Source organism: Frateuria sp. Soil773, from assembly GCF_001428405.1.
Lineage (GTDB): Bacteria > Pseudomonadota > Gammaproteobacteria > Xanthomonadales > Rhodanobacteraceae > LMSL01.
The window spans coordinates 797-15,877 of the sequence record NZ_LMSL01000002.1 but is presented as its reverse complement, the minus strand read 5'-3'; the positions used below and the strand labels follow the sequence as shown (position 1 = coordinate 15,877).

Sequence of the window (15,081 nt, the reverse complement as noted above, 5' to 3'; positions counted from 1 at the left end):
GCGGCACCGTGCCGGGCAGCTTCATCCGCGTGCGCCAGGGCGACACGGTGGAGTTCCACCTGAAGAACGCGCCGGACAGCAAGATGCCGCACAACATCGACCTGCACGGCGTTACCGGCCCGGGCGGCGGCGCGGCCTCCAGCTTCACCGCGCCGGGGCACGAGTCGCAGTTCACCTTCAAGGCGCTCAACCAGGGCATCTACGTGTATCACTGCGCCACCGCGCCGGTGGGCATGCACATCGCCAACGGCATGTACGGGCTGATCCTGGTCGAGCCGCCGGAGGGCCTGCCGAAGGTGGACCACGAGTACTACGTGATGCAGGGTGACTTCTACACCACCGGCAAGTACCGCGAAAAAGGCCACCAGCCGTTCGACATGGACAAGGCGATCGCCGAGCAGCCCACCTACGTGCTGTTCAACGGCCACGAAGGCGCGCTTACCGGCGACAAGGCGCTCACCGCCAAGGTCGGCGACTCGGTGCGCCTGTTCGTCGGCAACGGCGGCCCCAACCTGGTGTCCAGCTTCCACGTGATCGGCGAGATCTTCGACCGCGTGCAGCCGGAGGGCGGCACGCACCCGCAGGAGAACGTGCAGACCACGCTGATCCCGGCCGGCGGCGCGGCGATCGTGGAGTTCCACACCCAGGTGCCGGGCAGCTACGTGCTGGTCGACCACTCGATCTTCCGCGCGTTCAACAAGGGCGCGATGGCGATCCTGAAGGTGGACGGGCCGGAGGACAAGGCGATCTACTCGGGCAAGGAGGTCGACTCGGTCTACCTGGGCGACCGCGCCGAGCCGAACCTGCACGCGGTGAGCACCGCGGCCAAGGCGAACGCGTCGGGCACGCTCAGCAAGGACGACCAGATCGCCGCGGGCAAGCAGTTGTTCACCGGCACCTGCTCGGTATGCCACCAGGCCAACGGCGAGGGGCTGGCTAACGTGTTCCCGCCGCTGGCGAAGTCGGACTACCTGGCGAAGCAGGACAAGGAGCACCTGATCTCGATCCCGCTGCACGGGCTCACCGGCAAGGTGACCGTCAACGGCAAGGACTACGATTCGGTGATGCCGCCGATGGGCCAGCTCACCGACGACGAGGTGGCGAACATCCTCACCTACGTGCTCAATAGCTGGGACAACCCGGGCGGCCAGGTCAGCAAGGACGAGGTTGCCAAGGTGCGTGCGCAGCCTGCGCCCGCGGCGCCGGAGCACTGAACGTGCGCGGCATGGGGCCGGCACTGCTGCTCGGCGCGCTGTCCGGCGCGCCGGCGGTGGCGGCGGACTACGCCGCCCTGCCGGGCGGCACGTTCGCCAGCGTGCTGCCGGCCGACGGCAAGGCGGAGCCGGCGCGGATCGCGCCGTTCCGCCTGCGCACCGAGCCGGTGACCAACGCCGAGTTCCTCGCCTTCGTCGAGACGCATCCGCAGTGGCGGCGCGACCGCGTGCCCGCGGTGTTCGCCGACGGCCAGTACCTTTCGCACTGGGCCGCCGCCGATGCGCTGGGGGAGGGCGCGTTGCCGCGCCAGCCGGTGACCCGGGTGAGCTGGTTCGCCGCCCAGGCTTTCTGCGAAAGCGAGCATGCGCGGCTGCCGACCTGGTACGAGTGGGAATACGCCGCCGCGGCCGATGCCACCCGGGCCGACGCGCGCAGCGACCCGGCCTGGCGCGAGCGCGTGCTGAACTGGTACGGGCGCCCGTCGCGGGGAGCGCTGCCGGCAGTGGGCGGCGACGCCGACGTGCACGGCGTGCGCGACCTCAACGGGCTGGTATGGGAGTGGGTGGACGATTTCAACGCGCTGCTGGTGTCCACCGACGGGCGCGAGCAGGACGGCGCGGACAAGCTGAAGTTCTGCGGCGCCGGCGCGATCGGCATGCAGCAGCGCGAGAACTACGCCACCCTGATGCGCGTGGCGATGCTGTCCGCGCTGAAGGCCGTGGACACCACCAACAACATGGGCTTCCGCTGCGCGAAGCCCGAATGAGGACATCCGATGAAACGTCTGATCGTGCTCTGCGTCGCGCTGCTGCTGGCCGGCGGCGCCCTGGCCGGGGCGCCGCCGGCCGCGCCTGCCGCCGCTCCCGCCGCCGCCGCGTTGCCCGGCGATTCGGTCTACCAGCTCGACCTGAAGCTCACCGGCCAGGACGGCCGCACGCAGCCGCTCGCGGCGCGGCGCGGCCGGGCGCAATTGGTCACCATGTTCTACACCTCGTGCACGATGGTCTGCCCGATGATCGTGGACACGCTCAAGCTGACCCGCCAGGCGGTCGACGAGCCCGCGCGCGACCGGCTCGACGTGCTGGCGGTGAGCTTCGACCCCGAGCGCGACAGCGTGCAGGCGCTGCACGACTACGCCGCCAGGCGCGGGCTGGACGCGTCGCACTGGACCCTGGCGCGCGCCGAGCCGCAGGACGTGCGCCCGCTGGCCGCGCTGCTCGGGCTGCAATACCGCAAGCGCCCGGACGGCGACTTCAACCACAGCAGCGAACTGATCCTGCTCGATGCGCAGGGGCGCATCGTCGCGCGCACGGACGTGATCGGCAGGCTCGACCCGGCCTTCGTCGCGGCCGTGCGCAAGACGGTGGCGGCTGCGCCTTAGGGCCTGTTTAAAGTCCCCTAGGTATCCCTACGAAGCGTCACCCCAGCGGCTTTCAACGGCCGAAGGGCTGGTCAAGCTGGTATCCAGTGCCTCTAGGTTTTGGGGGGAGANGTCACTGGATTCCTGCTTGACCAGCCCTTCGGCTGTTGAAAAGCGCCTCGCAGGAATGACGAGCGCCAGGGTGTGCCGATCCGGCGGATAGACCTTGAACGGCCCTGAGAGCCTGTCCAAAGTCTCCCTGTCGGACTGGAATCGCCTCACGCTCCCCGCCCGTCATCCCTGCGAAAGCTGGGATCCAGCGCCTCTGCTTTTTTGGGCATCCAGTCACTGGATGACTCGCTGCGCTCGTCCCTTCGGGGGCCAGCCTTCGGCTGTTCAACACTCGCAAGGCTCGCTTTTGCCCTGCTTTCGCAGGGATGGCGGGCGTGCCTGTAATCCAAGGCCCCGCCCAGCGGCGGATTTTGAATCCGGCTCCAAGGCATGCCGCGCCTTCCGCGAGGAAAGCATCCCAACCATCGTGTTCCAAGGCGCCGGCATGTTCTACTGGCCTCCCTTTCCCGCGAGGTATCGCCATGTCCCACGTCACGTTCAAAGGCCAGCCGATCCAGGTCGACGGTCCGTTTCCCGCCGAGGGCGCGCAGGCGCCGGCATTCGCCCTGGTCGGCAAGGACCTGGCCGATACCACACTGGCGAGCTTCGCCGGCCGGCGCAAGGTGCTCAACATCTTCCCCAGCGTGGATACCGGGGTGTGCGCCGCCTCGGTGCGCCGCTTCAACGAACTGGCCGGCAAGCTGGCCGATACGGTGGTGCTGTGCATCTCGGCCGACCTGCCGTTCGCGCAGGCGCGCTTCTGCGGCGCCGAAGGGCTCGACCACGTGGTGATGCTCTCGACCATGCGCGGCCGCGGTTTCCTCGCCGACTACGGCGTGGCGATCGCCAGTGGCCCGCTGGCCGGCCTGGCGGCGCGGGCGGTGGTGGTGCTGGACGGGCACGACAAGGTGATCCATGCCCAACGGGTGGGCGAGATCGCCGAGGAGCCGGACTACGAGGCCGCGCTGGCCGTGCTGGCCTGAACCGGGAAACCGGCGAGCCTGGCGCTTTTCGCGGGAGCGGGAAGCGCCGCGCTCAATGCCGGATGCCGACGATGGGCACGCCGAGGCTGCGCCCCCGCGGATGCAGGCCCAGGCCGAGCTTCAGGCTGGCGCCGATGCGCTCGGCGTAGTCCGCCATCTGCGCGGTGCCGGCCTCGTCCAGCACCTCGGCGCAGGTCTCGCGCCACAGCGCGATCCAGTAGTCGAAATGCTCGGCGCGGATCGGATGGGGACGGTGCGCCGCCATCGGGTTGCCGCGATAGCTGGCCGCGCGCAGCGCCACCGAGCACCAGAAGCGCACCAGGGTGCGCTTGTGCTCGTCCCAGTCGTGCACGGCGGGGTTGAACACAGGGCCGAGTACCGGATCGACCCGCACCTTGTCGTAGAAGCGGGCGACCAGGCGGGCGATGGCGTTTTCGTCGAGGCTGCTGCGCATGGTCCGTGGCGGGGAAGCGGGGAGGGAAAAGGCCGCGGCGCGCGAACGCGCCGCGGCAGGGCTCACTTGCCCAGGCCGAGCGTACCCTTCATCAGGGCCGCGTGGCCGGGGAACGAGCAGAAAAAGGCGTAGGTCTCGCCGGCCTTCAGCGCGGCCACCTTGAACGTGGTCGAATCGCTCTCGCCGCCGCCGATCAGCCGGGTGTGCGCGATCACCCGGCCGTCGCCCGGCTTGAGGTAGTCGTTGCCGGGGCCGGCCTTGGCGCCGTCGGCGTCGATGCCGGGCTCGTCAGCGGCAGCGGACAGCACCCAGTTGTGGCCCATCGCGGCCTTGGGCAGCTTGCCGACGTGCTTGAGCGTCACGGTGAACTGCTTGCAGCTCTTCGGCACCTCGATCGACTTCTGGTTGAACTGCATGGCGTCGTTGGCCTCGATCGTGGCCGAGCAGGCCGCGGCGGCCCAGGTGGGGGCGGCGACCAGGGAGAGCAGGACGAGGGCGAAGCATTGGCGTTTCATGGGGAAGCTCCGGTGTGGGCGGCGTCGTCGCCGGTTGCGCTGGAGTCTGCCGGTGCCGGCGCCTTGCCGCCCTGATCTGGATCATCCTCCAGCAGCGGTACCACGCCCGGGTTGTCCAGGTCGTCGAACTGGTGGTGGTTCACCGCCCAGAAGAACAGCGCCACCGCCAGTATCACCACCAGCCCGGTGACCGGGATCAGCACGAGCAGGATGTTCATGCCGGCAGCGCCGGTCGCCGCGCGGCGTCGCTGCGGCCCACGCGCAGGGCGTTGAGCACCACCGCCAGCGAGCTGAGCGACATGCCGATGCCGGCCAGCCACGGCGGCACCAGGCCGAACGCGGCGAACGGGATCGCGAAAAGGTTGTAGCCCAGCGACCAGCGCCGGCTCTGCGCCACGACGCGGCGCACCTGGCGCGCGATCGCGCGGGCGTCCACGAGGCCGTGCAGGCGTCCGTCCAGCAACAGCAGGTCGGCCTGCGCCTGGGCCACGCCGGTGCCGCCGGCGAGCGCGGCCGAGACGTCCGCGCCCGCCAGCAGCGGGGCGTCGTTGATGCCGTCGCCGACCGCCAGCGTGACGTGGCCGCGCGCGTGCGCCGCCTGCAGCCGCGCGAGCTTGTCGGCGGGCGTCTGCCGCGCATGCCAGTCGGCGATGCCGAGCCGGCCGGCGAGGGTGCCGACGCGCGCGGCCGCATCGCCGCTGGCGACGGCCGGCGCGATGCCGTCGGCACGCAGCGCCGCCACGGTGGCCGCGGCGTCGCCGCGGGCGGCTTCGTCCAGGTGGAAGGCGGCGATGGCGCCGTCGGCGTCGGCCAGCAGCAGGGTGTCGGCGGCGCCGTCCGGCAGGACGCCGCCGGCCAGCGCGAAGCCGGCATGGCCGAGGCGCAGCGCGCGGCCGTCGAGTTCGCCGCGGATGCCGGCGCCGGCCACCACCTGCACCGCCTCCGCCCGCGGCGCCGGGCCCTGCCGCGCGGCGGCAGCGGCCAGCGCGCGCGCCAGCGGATGCGCGCTTTCGTGGGCCAGCGCCGCGGCCCATTGCAGCACCTGTTCGCGGTCGTCGCCGCGCAGCGGCTCGACCGCGTCGTCGGGCAGCCGCGGCAGGGTCAGCGTGCCGGTCTTGTCGAACAGGGCGTAGTCGGCGCGGGCCAGCGGCTCCAGCGCCGCGCCGTCGGTGACCAGCACGCCGCGCTGCGCCAGCACGCCCAGCGCGCGCGCCAGGGTGGCCGGCAGGGTCAGCGCGAAGGCGCACGGGCAGGCCACCACCAGCACCGCCACCGAAGATGCGAAGGCGCGCGAAGGATCGACCAGCAGCCAGCCGAGCGCGGTCAGCGCGGTCAGCAGCAGCACGCGGCCGACGAAGCGGCCGGCGTCGCGGTCGTGGCCCTGCGGCAGCGCGTCGCGCGCCTGTCGCGCGCGGGTGGCGAGCGCGCCCAGCCGCGCGGCGGCGGTGGCGTCGCCGCTGCGCTCCACCAGCAGCTCGGCCGGGCCGGCCAGCAGTACGCTGCCGGCGACCAGCGGTTCGCCGCGGCGCCGCCGCACCGGCCGCGACTCGCCCGACAGCCATGCCTCGTCGACCAGTGCCTGCGCGCTTTCCAGGCGGCCGTCGGCCGGTATCGTGGCGCCTTCGGCGACGTGCACGCGGTCGCCCGCGAGCAGCTCGATCGCGGCGACCGTTTCCAGGCCGCCGTCGGCGCGGCGTCGTTCGGCCAGCAGCGGCGTGGCGTCGATCGCCGCGTCGCCGAGCGCGTCGCTGCGATGGCGCGCGCGCAGTTCGAGGTAGCGCCCGCCGAGCAGCAGGAACACGAACATGCTGACCGAGTCGAAGTAGATCTCGCCGCGGCCCGCCACGGTGGCGTACGTGCTGGCGAAGAACACCAGCAGCACCGCCAGAGCCACCGGCAGGTTCACGCCGAGCCGGCGCTCGCGCAGTTCGCGCAGGGCGCCGGCGTAGAACGGCACGGCCGAGTAGAACACCACCGGCGCGGTGGACAGCAGGCTCAGCCAGCGGAACAGGCCGCGGGTGGTGAAGTCGACGAAATCGACCGCGCCCACGTACATCACGAACGCGTAGGTCATCACCTGCATCGCGAACATGCCGGCCACCAGCATCCGCTTGAGCGCGTCGTGGGCCTCGCGCGAGCGCGCATCGCCCAGGCTGTCGTGCTGCAGCGGCCGCGCCGCGCAGCGGGCGGCGGCGAACGCGTCGAGCAGGGCCGGCAGCGGCGTGCGCTGCGGATCCCAGACCACCCGGGCCCGCCGCGCCGGCGCGTCGATGGCGACGCGCTGCACGCCGGGCAGCGCCTGGATGCGCTGCTCCAGCCGCAGCACCTGCTGCGCGCTGTGCAGCGGCTCGACCCGCAGCGCGACCTCGCTGCGGCCGTCGCGCCGCGCGCGCAGCACCTGCGCGGCGAGCTGCGGGTGCGCCCAGGCGGCGTGGGCGCTCATCGCGCCGCGCCGGGGCTGCTGTGGCTGGCGGCCGGCACGCCGAACACGGCGTGCGGCGCGTCCACCGGCGCGTCGGCATGGCGCGCGCCCAGCACGATCATCCACACGCAGCCGGCCAGCGATGCGGCGAAGATCGCCGCGCCCAGCCACAGCACCGGCTGCCGGTACCAGGCGGCCGCGTCGTGGCGGTCAGCGCGGGTCGTCGCCGTCGGCATGGGACAGGTGGTAGACGTAGGCGGCCAGCACGTGGATCTGCGCGTCGCTGAGGCGCGGGCTCCAGGCGGGCATGTGGCCCTGGCGGCCGTCGCGGATGGTCTGCTCGACCTCGGCCACGCTGCCGCCGTGCAGCCACACCTTGTCGGTGAGGTTGGGCGCGCCCAGCGCGGTATTGCCCTTGCCGTCGGCGCCGTGGCAGGCGGCGCAGGTGGCGAACAGCGGCTGGCCGGCGGCGGCCTGGGCGGCGTCGTGCGGCGCGCCGGACAGGCTCAGCACGTACTGCGCGAGATGCTTCACGTTGTCCTCGCCCAGGCTCGCCCACGGCGGCATCACGCCGCTGCGGCCGTCGTGGATCGAGGTGGCGATGGCCTTGCCGTCGCCGCCGTACAGCCAGTCGCCGTCGGTGAGGTCGGGTGCGCCGAGCAGCACGTTGCCCTTGCCGCTGCGCTGGTGGCAGGCGGCGCAGTTGTCCTCGAACAGCACCTTGCCCATCTGCTGCGCGGCCGGATCGCCGGCGAGCTGCTCGACCGGATACAGCCCGAAGCGCTCCATCAGCGGGGCGAGCCTGGCGTCGTTGGCAGCCACATCGCGTGCCAGCTTGCCGTGCGAGGTCCAGCCGAGCAGACCCTTGTAGTTGCCGAAGCCGGGGAACAGCGCCAGGTAGGCGAAGCCGACCACGAACATGCCGGCCGACAGCACGATCCACCACATTGGCAGCCGGCGCACGCCCTCGCGCAGCACGCCGTGCGCCCAGACGTGGCCGCTGGTGCCGTCGGGCTGGGTGGGGATCTTCGCGCGCGGGCCCCACAGGAAAAGGAACAGCGTGATGCCCAGGTTGAGCACCACCAGGAACATCACCCACAACGACCATCCCGTGCTCATGGGCGATCCTCCTGCGTATCCGTGGCGTTGGCGTCGATCTCGTCTTCCATCGGCAGTTGCGCCATGCGCGCGAACACGCGCTTATGGCGCGCGCGCCAGGCCCATATCCAGATGCCCACGAAGACGAGCATGAGCAAGGTGGTGATGACCCCGGCGACGTGGCCCCAGACCGGACTCATGGCGCACCCGCCTGGCCGGCGCGGGCCGCGGTCGCCGCGGTCGCCGTGGCGGGCTCGTTGCGGATGCCCAGGCCCTGCAGGTAGGCGACTACCGCGTCCAGCTCGGTCTTGCCCTCCAGCGCGGCGGGCGCGCCGGCGATCTCGGCGTCGCTGTACGGGTCGCCCAGCTTGCGCAGGGTGCGCATGCGCGCCTGGATGTCGGCGGCGTCGAGCTTCTGGCTGGCCAGCCACGGGTAGCCGGGCATGTTCGACTGCGGCACCACCTTGCGCGGGTCCATCAGGTGCACGCGCTGCCAGTCGTCGGAGTATTTGCCGCCCACGCGCGCCAGGTCGGGCCCGGTGCGCTTGGAGCCCCACTGGAACGGGCGGTCGTAGACCGACTCGGCGGCGGTGGAGAAGTGGCCGTAGCGCTCGGTCTCGGCGCGCAGCGCGCGGATCATCTGCGAATGGCACAGGTAGCAGCCCTCGCGTACGTAGATGTCCTTGCCGGCCAGCCGCAGCGGGTCGTACGGCTGCACGCCGGGCGGCGCCTTCACCGCATGTGCTTCCATGAACAGCGGGGTGATCTCGGCGAGGCCGCCGATCGACACCATGATCGCGGTAAGGATGCCGAGCAGGCCGGCATGCTTCTCGATCGCTTCGAAATGTCTGTAGGCCATGGCGTGAGCTCTACTCGGAAAATGCGGCGACGGGCGGCCGCGGTTGGGCTTGCGGGGCCGGGCCGCGTTCCCGCAGCGGGAACGCGGTCGAGGCGGCGCTGACGGGGCGGCGCATCAGGTCGCCGCCGGCAGGGGGGCGGGAACCTGGTGGGGTTCGGGCTCCGGGATCGGCACCGGGATCGGCTTGATCAGCCGGGCGCGCGCGTCGGCGGCGGTGTACCAGAGGTTCCACGCCATCACCACCATGCCCGACAGCACCAGCACGCCGCCCAGCCAGCGGATCAGGTACATCGGCTTGATCGCGATCAGGCTGTCGAGGAAGCCGTAGGTGAGCGAACCGTCGGCATTGGTGGCGCGCCACATCAGGCCCTCGGTGACGCCGGCCGTCCACATCGAGCCGACGTACAGCAGCAGGCCCATGGTGTGCAGCCAGAAGTGCCACTCCATGCCGCGGTGCGAGTGCATCGCCGGCCGCCCCAGCGCGCGCGGCGCCATCGCGTACAGCGAGCCGATGGTGATCATCGCGACCCAGCCGATCGAGCCCGAATGCACGTGGGCGATGGTCCAGTCGGTGTAGTGCGACAGCGAGTTGACCGTCTTGATCGCCATCATCGAGCCCTCGAAGGTCGAGGCGGCGTAGAACACCAGCGACAGCACCATGAACTTCGCCGCCGGGTCGGTCTTGAGCTTCGACCACGAGCCGTTGAAGGTGAGCAGGCCGTTCGCCGCCGAGCCCCAGCTCGGCATCAGCAGGATCAGCGAGAACGCCATGCCCACCGACTGCACCCAGTCGGGCAGCGCGGTGTACATCAGATGGTGCGCGCCGGCCCACATGTACACCGAGATCAGCGCCCAGAAGTTCACGATCGAGAAGCGGTAGCTCCACAGCGGCTGCTGCGCCTGGCGCGGCACGAAGTAGTACATCATCCCGAGGAAGCCGGCGGTGAGGAAGAACGCCACCGCGTTGTGGCCGTACCACCACTGCACCATCGCGTCGACCACGCCCGAGTAGATCGGGTAGGACTTGAACAGCGACACCGGCAGGGCCAGGTTGTTGACGATGTGCAGCAGCCCCACCGCGATGATGAAGGCGCCGTAATACCAGTTGGCCACGTAGATGTGCTTGATCCGGCGGCGCGCCAGGCTGGCGAAGAACACCGTGCCGAAGCTCACCCACACCACCGCGATCAGGATGTCGATGAACCACTCCGGCTCGGCGTATTCCTTGCTCTGGGTGATGCCCAGCGGCATCGTGGTCATCGCCAGCACGCAGACCAGTTGCCAGCCCCAGAAGGTGAACTCCGCCAGCCTGCCCAGGGCCAGCCGCGCGTGGCCGGTGCGCTGCACCACGTAGTAGCAGGTGCCCATCAGCGCCGAGCCGCCGAAGGCGAAGATCACGCCGAAGGTGTGGTCGGGGCGGATCCGGCTGAAGGTCAGCCACGGGATGTCGAAGTTCAGCGCCGGCCACATCAGCTCGGCGGCGGCGTAGACGCCGACCGACATGCCGACGATACCCCACACTGCCGCGGCGAGCAGGAACTGCCGCACGACCTTGTCGTTGTAGTACTCCGTGTTCGGCATGGCGCCCCCGGTTGGTTGTCGCGTCATTGTCCCAACGCCGCGTCGCGGCTCGTTGACCTGGGTCAAATCACTGCGGCAATCCGCCACGGGAAATGCTGTGGCGCGTTGTCGCAGCCGGTCCCTTTGTCTCCCTGGCGCCAGCATCGCGCCGCGCGCGGCCGGCTGGCAAGCCCTCGGCACGGGTCCGCGCACGGGCCGCCCTGATCCAGGTCAGGGTGCCGCCGGTACCGGCGGCACCACACTGCGGACGGCGAGACCCGCGCGGAGTACCCGGCCCATGACGCACGTCGTCACCGACAACTGCATCAACTGCAAGCACACCGACTGCGTCGAGGTGTGTCCGGTGGACTGCTTCCACGAGGGCCCGAATTTCCTGGTGATCGATCCGGACGAATGCATCGACTGCACGCTGTGCGTGGAGGAATGCCCGGTCGGCGCGATCTTTCCCGAGCTGGACGTGCCGGCCGGGCAGGAGGGGTTCCTCGGCATCAACGCCGAACTGGCGCGCGAGTGGCCGGTGCTCGCCGCGAAGAAGCCCGCGCTGGAGGACGCCGCCGCGTGGGACGGCGTGCCGGACAAGCTGCCGCTGCTGCGGCGCTGACCCGGCCGGCTCAGGCCGGCTCAAGCCGGCAGCAGGCCGAGCGCCGGCATGCGCGCGAGCTGCTCGCGCACGAAGCGGATCAGGCCGAGCGCCAGCTCGCCGCTCGCGTGGCCGGCCATGGTCAGCGCGTGCAGCGGCAGCGGGCGCGCCTCGAAGGCCTCGAAGACCAGTTGCAGCCGGCCGCTGGCGAGGTCCTCGTGGCAGGCGTACATCGGCAGTTGGGCGAAGCCCATGCCTGCGCGCGCCGACGCCAGCACGGTCGGCAGGTGGTCGCTGACCAGGCGCGCGTGCCGCCGGCGCGGCGTGGTGCCGCGCAATTGCCAGTCCGGCGCCAGCCCGTGGCCAGTGTAGCCGAGGCAGTGCCGGTCCTCGACGTTGTCGGGGTGGCGCGGGTGGTCCAGTTGCTGCAGCAATTCGGGGCTGGCCACCATCACCAGCCGCGCGCTGCCGAGCGGGCGCGCCACGATGTCGCCGCTGTCCGGCAGCGCGCTGCCCAGGCTCAGCGCCACGTCGGCGCGCTGGCGCAGCAGGGCGTCGGCGCCGCCGCTGGCGCTGGCCGCCAGCCGCAACTGCGGGTTGCGGTCGGCGAACTCCGCCAGCACGCCGGACAGCAGCGGCGACAGCGGGCCGGGCATGTCCACGCGCAGCAGGCCGGCCGGCCCCTGCGCCTCGCGCGCCACGGCCACCGCCGCCTGGGCGGCCTCGCACATCAGCACCGCCTGCCGGTAGACCTGCTCGCCCACCGCGGTCACCGCGAAGCGGCGTGCGTCCCGGTGCAGCAATCGCGCGCCGAGCTGCTGCTCCAGCGCGATGATGCGCCGGCTCAGCAGCGACCGCGTGGTGCCCATCTCGCGTGCGGCCGCGGAAAAACCGCCGGCGTCGATCACCCGGGTCAGCAGATAGAGATTGGCCAGTTGCCCGGTCTGATCCATGCGTGTCGGCGATGCGAAATGGCGCGGCGCCCGTGCCGCATGCGCAGTCTGCGCGGCGCGCGGGCGGCACGCCTTTGCCGCGGCGGCGATCGGCTTTGCCCGGGCGGACAAGCCGCATGCGCTCGCCTACAATGGCCCGCGCGGCGGCGCTTCCCGCCGGCCGCGGCGACGCGACAGGGGTGGGCATGTTGGCGCCGAGTCAGGCACATATCCTGGTGATCGACGACACGCCGGAGGCGATCCGGCCGCTGCTGCTCGCGCTGCGCGGCAGGCACTGGCGGGTGAGCGTGGCCACCGACGCCCGCCAGGGCCAGCAGCGCGCGCAACTGCTCGCGCCGGACCTGATCCTGCTGGACGTGCGCATGCCGGGCATGGACGGCTTCGCGCTGTGCCGCCTGCTGCAGGCCTCGCCGCGCACGCGCGACATCCCGGTGCTGTTCCTCACCTCGGCCGGCGCCGCCGACGAGCGGCTGGAAGGGCTCAGCCAGGGCGGCGTCGACTACATCATGAAGACCTGCGAGCCGGCCGAGCTGCTGGCGCGCGTGCAGATCCACCTGCAACTGGCGCGCCGCCGCGCCGCCGCGGTGGACGACACGCCGGCGCCGCCGCTGTCGCCGGACGAGGTGGTGCTGCGCGCCGCGATGCGGCTGATCGGCCAGCAGCTCGCCGAGTTGCCGCCGCTGGAGGCGATCGCGGCGCGGGTCGGCACGCACGACAAGAAGCTCTCGGCGATCTTCCGGCGCCACCTCGGCATGACCGTGTTCGCCTGGGTGCGCGAGGAGCGGCTGCGGCGCGGCCGCGAACTGCTGGCCGATCCGCTCCTGAGCATGCAGGAGATCGCCGGCAGCGTCGGCTTCCGCAGCGCCTGCAATTTCACCACCGCCTTCCGCGAGCGCATGGGCGTCACCCCGAGCCAGTACCGCAAGGGATTGCAGGACGGCGCCGCTGGCAAGGGCACGCCCGCGGGCTAGCGCGGCGGCCGGCAACTCCGTCCCGCCGGACGCGCCGATGGCGCCGTCCCCGTTCCATCGTCCCCGCATCGATCCCGGCTAACCCATCCGGTGGGCGTCGTGCCGTGACGCGCCGCATGTTTCGGCGGCGCGGCGCCAAAAAATTTCGCCGTTTCCGGAAGGCGCATCGTCCGCCGGGGCAAAGCTCCCGCGCAGGCGCCGGCGGCCCGCCGCAACTGCATTCCCGCCGCGGATCGCGGGCGACCTGCTTTGCCGGGGCGGTTTTTGTCGCGCCGGGCGTGACATAAGTTCCTGCCCGGCGACCTTCTCGCCGCCGTGACGGCTGCCTAGGATGCGCCAGCTTCGCGGCCCCGAGGGCGGGACCGCAAGCCCTATCTCGACAACGGGGCGATGCCTCGACCGACGCCGAGCAAATCGGCACGGAGCAGTGTGCGATAGCGGGTGCAGCGCGGCCGTAGAGGCCGCAGACAACGACCGGTCCGGACATGAGGTCCGCACCGGCCGCCGCAAGGGGAGTCCGCCGTGAAGCGTCCGGCGGGCGGCGCGGGTCCGGATGCTGCCTCGATCGCCACGTGTCCACAGCAGGACGCCGGACATCCCGGCCAGTCAACTGACGCGTCGTGCGCCGGCAGGGCTGTGCGCGGCCCGCGGCTTTCACCTTTCGACATCGATCGAGGACGGGCAATGAACAGGATCTACAGCAAGGTTTGGAACAAATCGCTGGGCCAACTGGTGGTGGCATCGGAGTTCGCCAGCCGCGCGGGCAAGGCGGGCAGGGAGCAGTCCGCCACGGTTCGCGCCGGCGCAGTCGCCGGAACGTTGATGTTCGCGCTGGCGTTCGCCGCACCGGGCTGGGCGCAGACCGCGGTGTCGGGCACCGGCAGCAACACCAAGGGCGCCACCGCCGACACCAGTTGCAGCACCAACTTCGTCGACCGCAAGAACCCGGGCAACCCCAACGGCAGCGGCGACCCGCAGTACATCCTGAAGAACGGCTGCAGCACGGCCGTGGGCGACAATGCCAAGGCATCGAACGCCTCGGTGGCGATCGGCGACCGCTCGCAGGCGACCGACTCGGGCATCGCGCTCGGCGTCGGCGCGCAGTCCACCAAGAACTCCGCCATCGCCATCGGCACCGTGGCCCTCGCCAGCGGCAACACCAGCTTCGCGATGGGCCGCCAATCGGCCGCCACCGCCGACTACGCCATGGCGATCGGCAACGTGGCCTACGCCAACGGCGAAAGCGGCATCGCCATGGGCCATTCGGCGAACGCCTCCGGCTACCGCGCCATCGCCATCGGCGCGGCCGATTCGAGGAACGCCGGCAACGACGGCGTGTCGTCCGGCGCGACCTACCTGGCCGCCTCGCAGACCCGCGCCAGCGGCGACGGCTCCGTGGCGCTGGGCGCCGGCGCCACCACCGCCGTCAACGACAGCGTGGCGATGGGCTCCAACAGCGTGGGCGCGGCCAACGCCAGCGGTCCGGCCAAGTTCAGCGGCGACGCGATCGCCGCCGGCGGCGCCGTGTCGGTAGGCAAGGCGGGCGCCGAGCGCCAGCTCAAGAACGTGGCTGGCGGCACCGCCGGCACCGACGCGGTCAACGTCAACCAGCTCACCGCCGTCAACACCAAGGTCGACGCCAATACCCTCAGCATCTCCAGCCTGGACGGCCGCGTCACGGTGAACGAGGGCGACATTGCCGCGTTGCAGGACGACGCGCTGCAGTGGGACCCGGCGGCAAACGGCGGCGCGGGCGCGTACAGCGCCAAGCACGGCGGCGCCGGCCCGAACAAGATCACCGGCGTGGCCGACGGCACGGTGGCCGCGGGCAGCACCGACGCGGTGAACGGCAGCCAGTTGAACGCGGTCAGCGAAATCGCCAGCAAGGGCTGGAACGTGCAAACCAACGGCGGCACGGCGACCCAGGTGGCGCCGGGCAGCACGGTGAACTTCAAGAACGGCCAGAACATCCTCGTCAC

Annotated in this window: 17 protein-coding genes; 7 read left to right on the top strand and 10 right to left on the bottom strand. The window is 71.5% G+C overall.

Annotated features, from left to right (window positions below):
• The 4 genes from nirK to tpx all read left to right on the top strand — a co-directional run.
• Nucleotides 1–1,214 (top strand): copper-containing nitrite reductase (gene nirK, locus ASG87_RS00160; protein ID WP_235499521.1); only part of this gene is annotated, 1,214 nt, incomplete at its 5' end.
• 11 nt (nt 1,215–1,225) lie between these two features.
• Nucleotides 1,226–1,981, top strand: a complete 756-nt coding sequence (locus tag ASG87_RS00155) for a formylglycine-generating enzyme family protein (RefSeq protein WP_056000178.1) — start codon at nt 1,226–1,228, stop codon at nt 1,979–1,981.
• Between the two features lie 9 nt (nt 1,982–1,990).
• Complete coding sequence (locus tag ASG87_RS00150) at nt 1,991–2,596, top strand: SCO family protein (RefSeq protein ID WP_055999009.1); 606 nt, start codon at nt 1,991–1,993, stop codon at nt 2,594–2,596.
• Between the two features lie 572 nt (nt 2,597–3,168).
• Nucleotides 3,169–3,669, top strand: a complete 501-nt coding sequence (gene tpx, locus ASG87_RS00145; RefSeq protein ID WP_055999006.1) for a thiol peroxidase — start codon at nt 3,169–3,171, stop codon at nt 3,667–3,669.
• Between the two features lie 52 nt (nt 3,670–3,721).
• Here tpx and ASG87_RS00140 read toward each other — a convergent pair whose 3' ends face one another.
• The 9 genes from ASG87_RS00140 to ccoN form a co-directional block, all read right to left on the bottom strand.
• Nucleotides 3,722–4,123 carry a group III truncated hemoglobin gene (locus tag ASG87_RS00140; RefSeq protein ID WP_055999003.1) on the bottom strand — a complete coding sequence of 134 codons (402 nt, stop codon included), beginning with the start codon at nt 4,121–4,123 and terminating at the stop codon, nt 3,722–3,724.
• Between the two features lie 62 nt (nt 4,124–4,185).
• A complete protein-coding gene (gene azu, locus ASG87_RS00135; RefSeq protein ID WP_055999000.1) occupies nt 4,186–4,638 on the bottom strand; it encodes an azurin in 453 nt (150 codons plus the stop codon).
• Nucleotides 4,635–4,856 carry a cbb3-type cytochrome oxidase assembly protein CcoS gene (ccoS, locus tag ASG87_RS00130; RefSeq protein WP_055998997.1) on the bottom strand — a complete coding sequence of 74 codons (222 nt, stop codon included), beginning with the start codon at nt 4,854–4,856 and terminating at the stop codon, nt 4,635–4,637. Before ccoS ends, azu begins: the two co-directional genes overlap by 4 nt.
• Nucleotides 4,853–7,081: a cation-translocating P-type ATPase gene (locus tag ASG87_RS00125; RefSeq protein ID WP_055998994.1), complete on the bottom strand. Its 2,229-nt coding sequence runs from the start codon at nt 7,079–7,081 to the stop codon at nt 4,853–4,855. The genes ccoS and ASG87_RS00125 overlap by 4 nt, the downstream gene beginning before the upstream one ends.
• A complete protein-coding gene (locus tag ASG87_RS00120) occupies nt 7,078–7,296 on the bottom strand; it encodes a hypothetical protein (RefSeq protein WP_055998991.1) in 219 nt (72 codons plus the stop codon). The genes ASG87_RS00125 and ASG87_RS00120 overlap by 4 nt, the downstream gene beginning before the upstream one ends.
• Entirely contained in the window at nt 7,271–8,179 is a 909-nt protein-coding gene (ccoP, locus tag ASG87_RS00115) for a cytochrome-c oxidase, cbb3-type subunit III (protein WP_055998988.1), read from the bottom strand. Before ccoP ends, ASG87_RS00120 begins: the two co-directional genes overlap by 26 nt.
• The gene (locus tag ASG87_RS00110) at nt 8,176–8,358 is read right to left on the bottom strand and encodes a cbb3-type cytochrome c oxidase subunit 3 (protein WP_055998985.1); all 183 of its coding nucleotides are present in this window, start codon (nt 8,356–8,358) and stop codon (nt 8,176–8,178) included. The genes ccoP and ASG87_RS00110 overlap by 4 nt, the downstream gene beginning before the upstream one ends.
• Entirely contained in the window at nt 8,355–9,017 is a 663-nt protein-coding gene (ccoO, locus tag ASG87_RS00105) for a cytochrome-c oxidase, cbb3-type subunit II (RefSeq protein ID WP_055998982.1), read from the bottom strand. The genes ASG87_RS00110 and ccoO overlap by 4 nt, the downstream gene beginning before the upstream one ends.
• A gap of 114 nt (nt 9,018–9,131) precedes the next feature.
• Nucleotides 9,132–10,598, bottom strand: coding sequence for a cytochrome-c oxidase, cbb3-type subunit I (gene ccoN, locus ASG87_RS00100; RefSeq protein WP_055998979.1), 1,467 nt, complete (start codon nt 10,596–10,598; stop codon nt 9,132–9,134).
• A 277-nt stretch (nt 10,599–10,875) separates the two neighbouring features.
• Here ccoN and fdxA point away from each other — a divergent pair, with 277 nt between their 5' ends.
• Nucleotides 10,876–11,199 (top strand): ferredoxin FdxA, encoded by a 324-nt coding sequence (gene fdxA, locus ASG87_RS00095; RefSeq protein ID WP_055998976.1) that lies wholly within the window; start codon nt 10,876–10,878, stop codon nt 11,197–11,199.
• A gap of 20 nt (nt 11,200–11,219) precedes the next feature.
• Here fdxA and ASG87_RS00090 read toward each other — a convergent pair whose 3' ends face one another.
• Nucleotides 11,220–12,131 carry a LysR family transcriptional regulator gene (locus tag ASG87_RS00090; protein ID WP_055998973.1) on the bottom strand — a complete coding sequence of 304 codons (912 nt, stop codon included), beginning with the start codon at nt 12,129–12,131 and terminating at the stop codon, nt 11,220–11,222.
• Nucleotides 12,132–12,316: 185 nt separating this feature from the next.
• Here ASG87_RS00090 and ASG87_RS00085 point away from each other — a divergent pair, with 185 nt between their 5' ends.
• Together ASG87_RS00085 and ASG87_RS00080 are read left to right on the top strand one after the other, a co-directional pair.
• A complete protein-coding gene (locus ASG87_RS00085) occupies nt 12,317–13,102 on the top strand; it encodes a DNA-binding response regulator (protein WP_056000176.1) in 786 nt (261 codons plus the stop codon).
• 684 nt (nt 13,103–13,786) lie between these two features.
• Nucleotides 13,787–15,081: ESPR-type extended signal peptide-containing protein (locus ASG87_RS00080; protein ID WP_268761791.1), on the top strand; the 1,295-nt coding region annotated here is incomplete at its 3' end.

What these genes read in the sequence shown, in the direction of transcription:
- ASG87_RS00120 (WP_055998991.1), bottom strand. Translation starts at nt 7,296, where the DNA reads ATGCCGACGGCGACGACCCGCGCTGACCGCCACGACGCGGCCGCCTGG.
- ASG87_RS00155 (WP_056000178.1), top strand. Translation starts at nt 1,226, where the DNA reads ATGGGGCCGGCACTGCTGCTCGGCGCGCTGTCCGGCGCGCCGGCGGTG.
- azu (WP_055999000.1), bottom strand. Translation starts at nt 4,638, where the DNA reads ATGAAACGCCAATGCTTCGCCCTCGTCCTGCTCTCCCTGGTCGCCGCC.
- fdxA (WP_055998976.1), top strand. Translation starts at nt 10,876, where the DNA reads ATGACGCACGTCGTCACCGACAACTGCATCAACTGCAAGCACACCGAC.
- tpx (WP_055999006.1), top strand. Translation starts at nt 3,169, where the DNA reads ATGTCCCACGTCACGTTCAAAGGCCAGCCGATCCAGGTCGACGGTCCG.
- ccoN (WP_055998979.1), bottom strand. Translation starts at nt 10,598, where the DNA reads ATGCCGAACACGGAGTACTACAACGACAAGGTCGTGCGGCAGTTCCTG.
- ASG87_RS00090 (WP_055998973.1), bottom strand. Translation starts at nt 12,131, where the DNA reads ATGGATCAGACCGGGCAACTGGCCAATCTCTATCTGCTGACCCGGGTG.
- ccoS (WP_055998997.1), bottom strand. Translation starts at nt 4,856, where the DNA reads ATGAACATCCTGCTCGTGCTGATCCCGGTCACCGGGCTGGTGGTGATA.
- ccoO (WP_055998982.1), bottom strand. Translation starts at nt 9,017, where the DNA reads ATGGCCTACAGACATTTCGAAGCGATCGAGAAGCATGCCGGCCTGCTC.
- ASG87_RS00140 (WP_055999003.1), bottom strand. Translation starts at nt 4,123, where the DNA reads ATGCGCAGCAGCCTCGACGAAAACGCCATCGCCCGCCTGGTCGCCCGC.
- ASG87_RS00150 (WP_055999009.1), top strand. Translation starts at nt 1,991, where the DNA reads ATGAAACGTCTGATCGTGCTCTGCGTCGCGCTGCTGCTGGCCGGCGGC.
- ASG87_RS00125 (WP_055998994.1), bottom strand. Translation starts at nt 7,081, where the DNA reads ATGAGCGCCCACGCCGCCTGGGCGCACCCGCAGCTCGCCGCGCAGGTG.
- ccoP (WP_055998988.1), bottom strand. Translation starts at nt 8,179, where the DNA reads ATGAGCACGGGATGGTCGTTGTGGGTGATGTTCCTGGTGGTGCTCAAC.
- ASG87_RS00085 (WP_056000176.1), top strand. Translation starts at nt 12,317, where the DNA reads ATGTTGGCGCCGAGTCAGGCACATATCCTGGTGATCGACGACACGCCG.
- ASG87_RS00110 (WP_055998985.1), bottom strand. Translation starts at nt 8,358, where the DNA reads ATGAGTCCGGTCTGGGGCCACGTCGCCGGGGTCATCACCACCTTGCTC.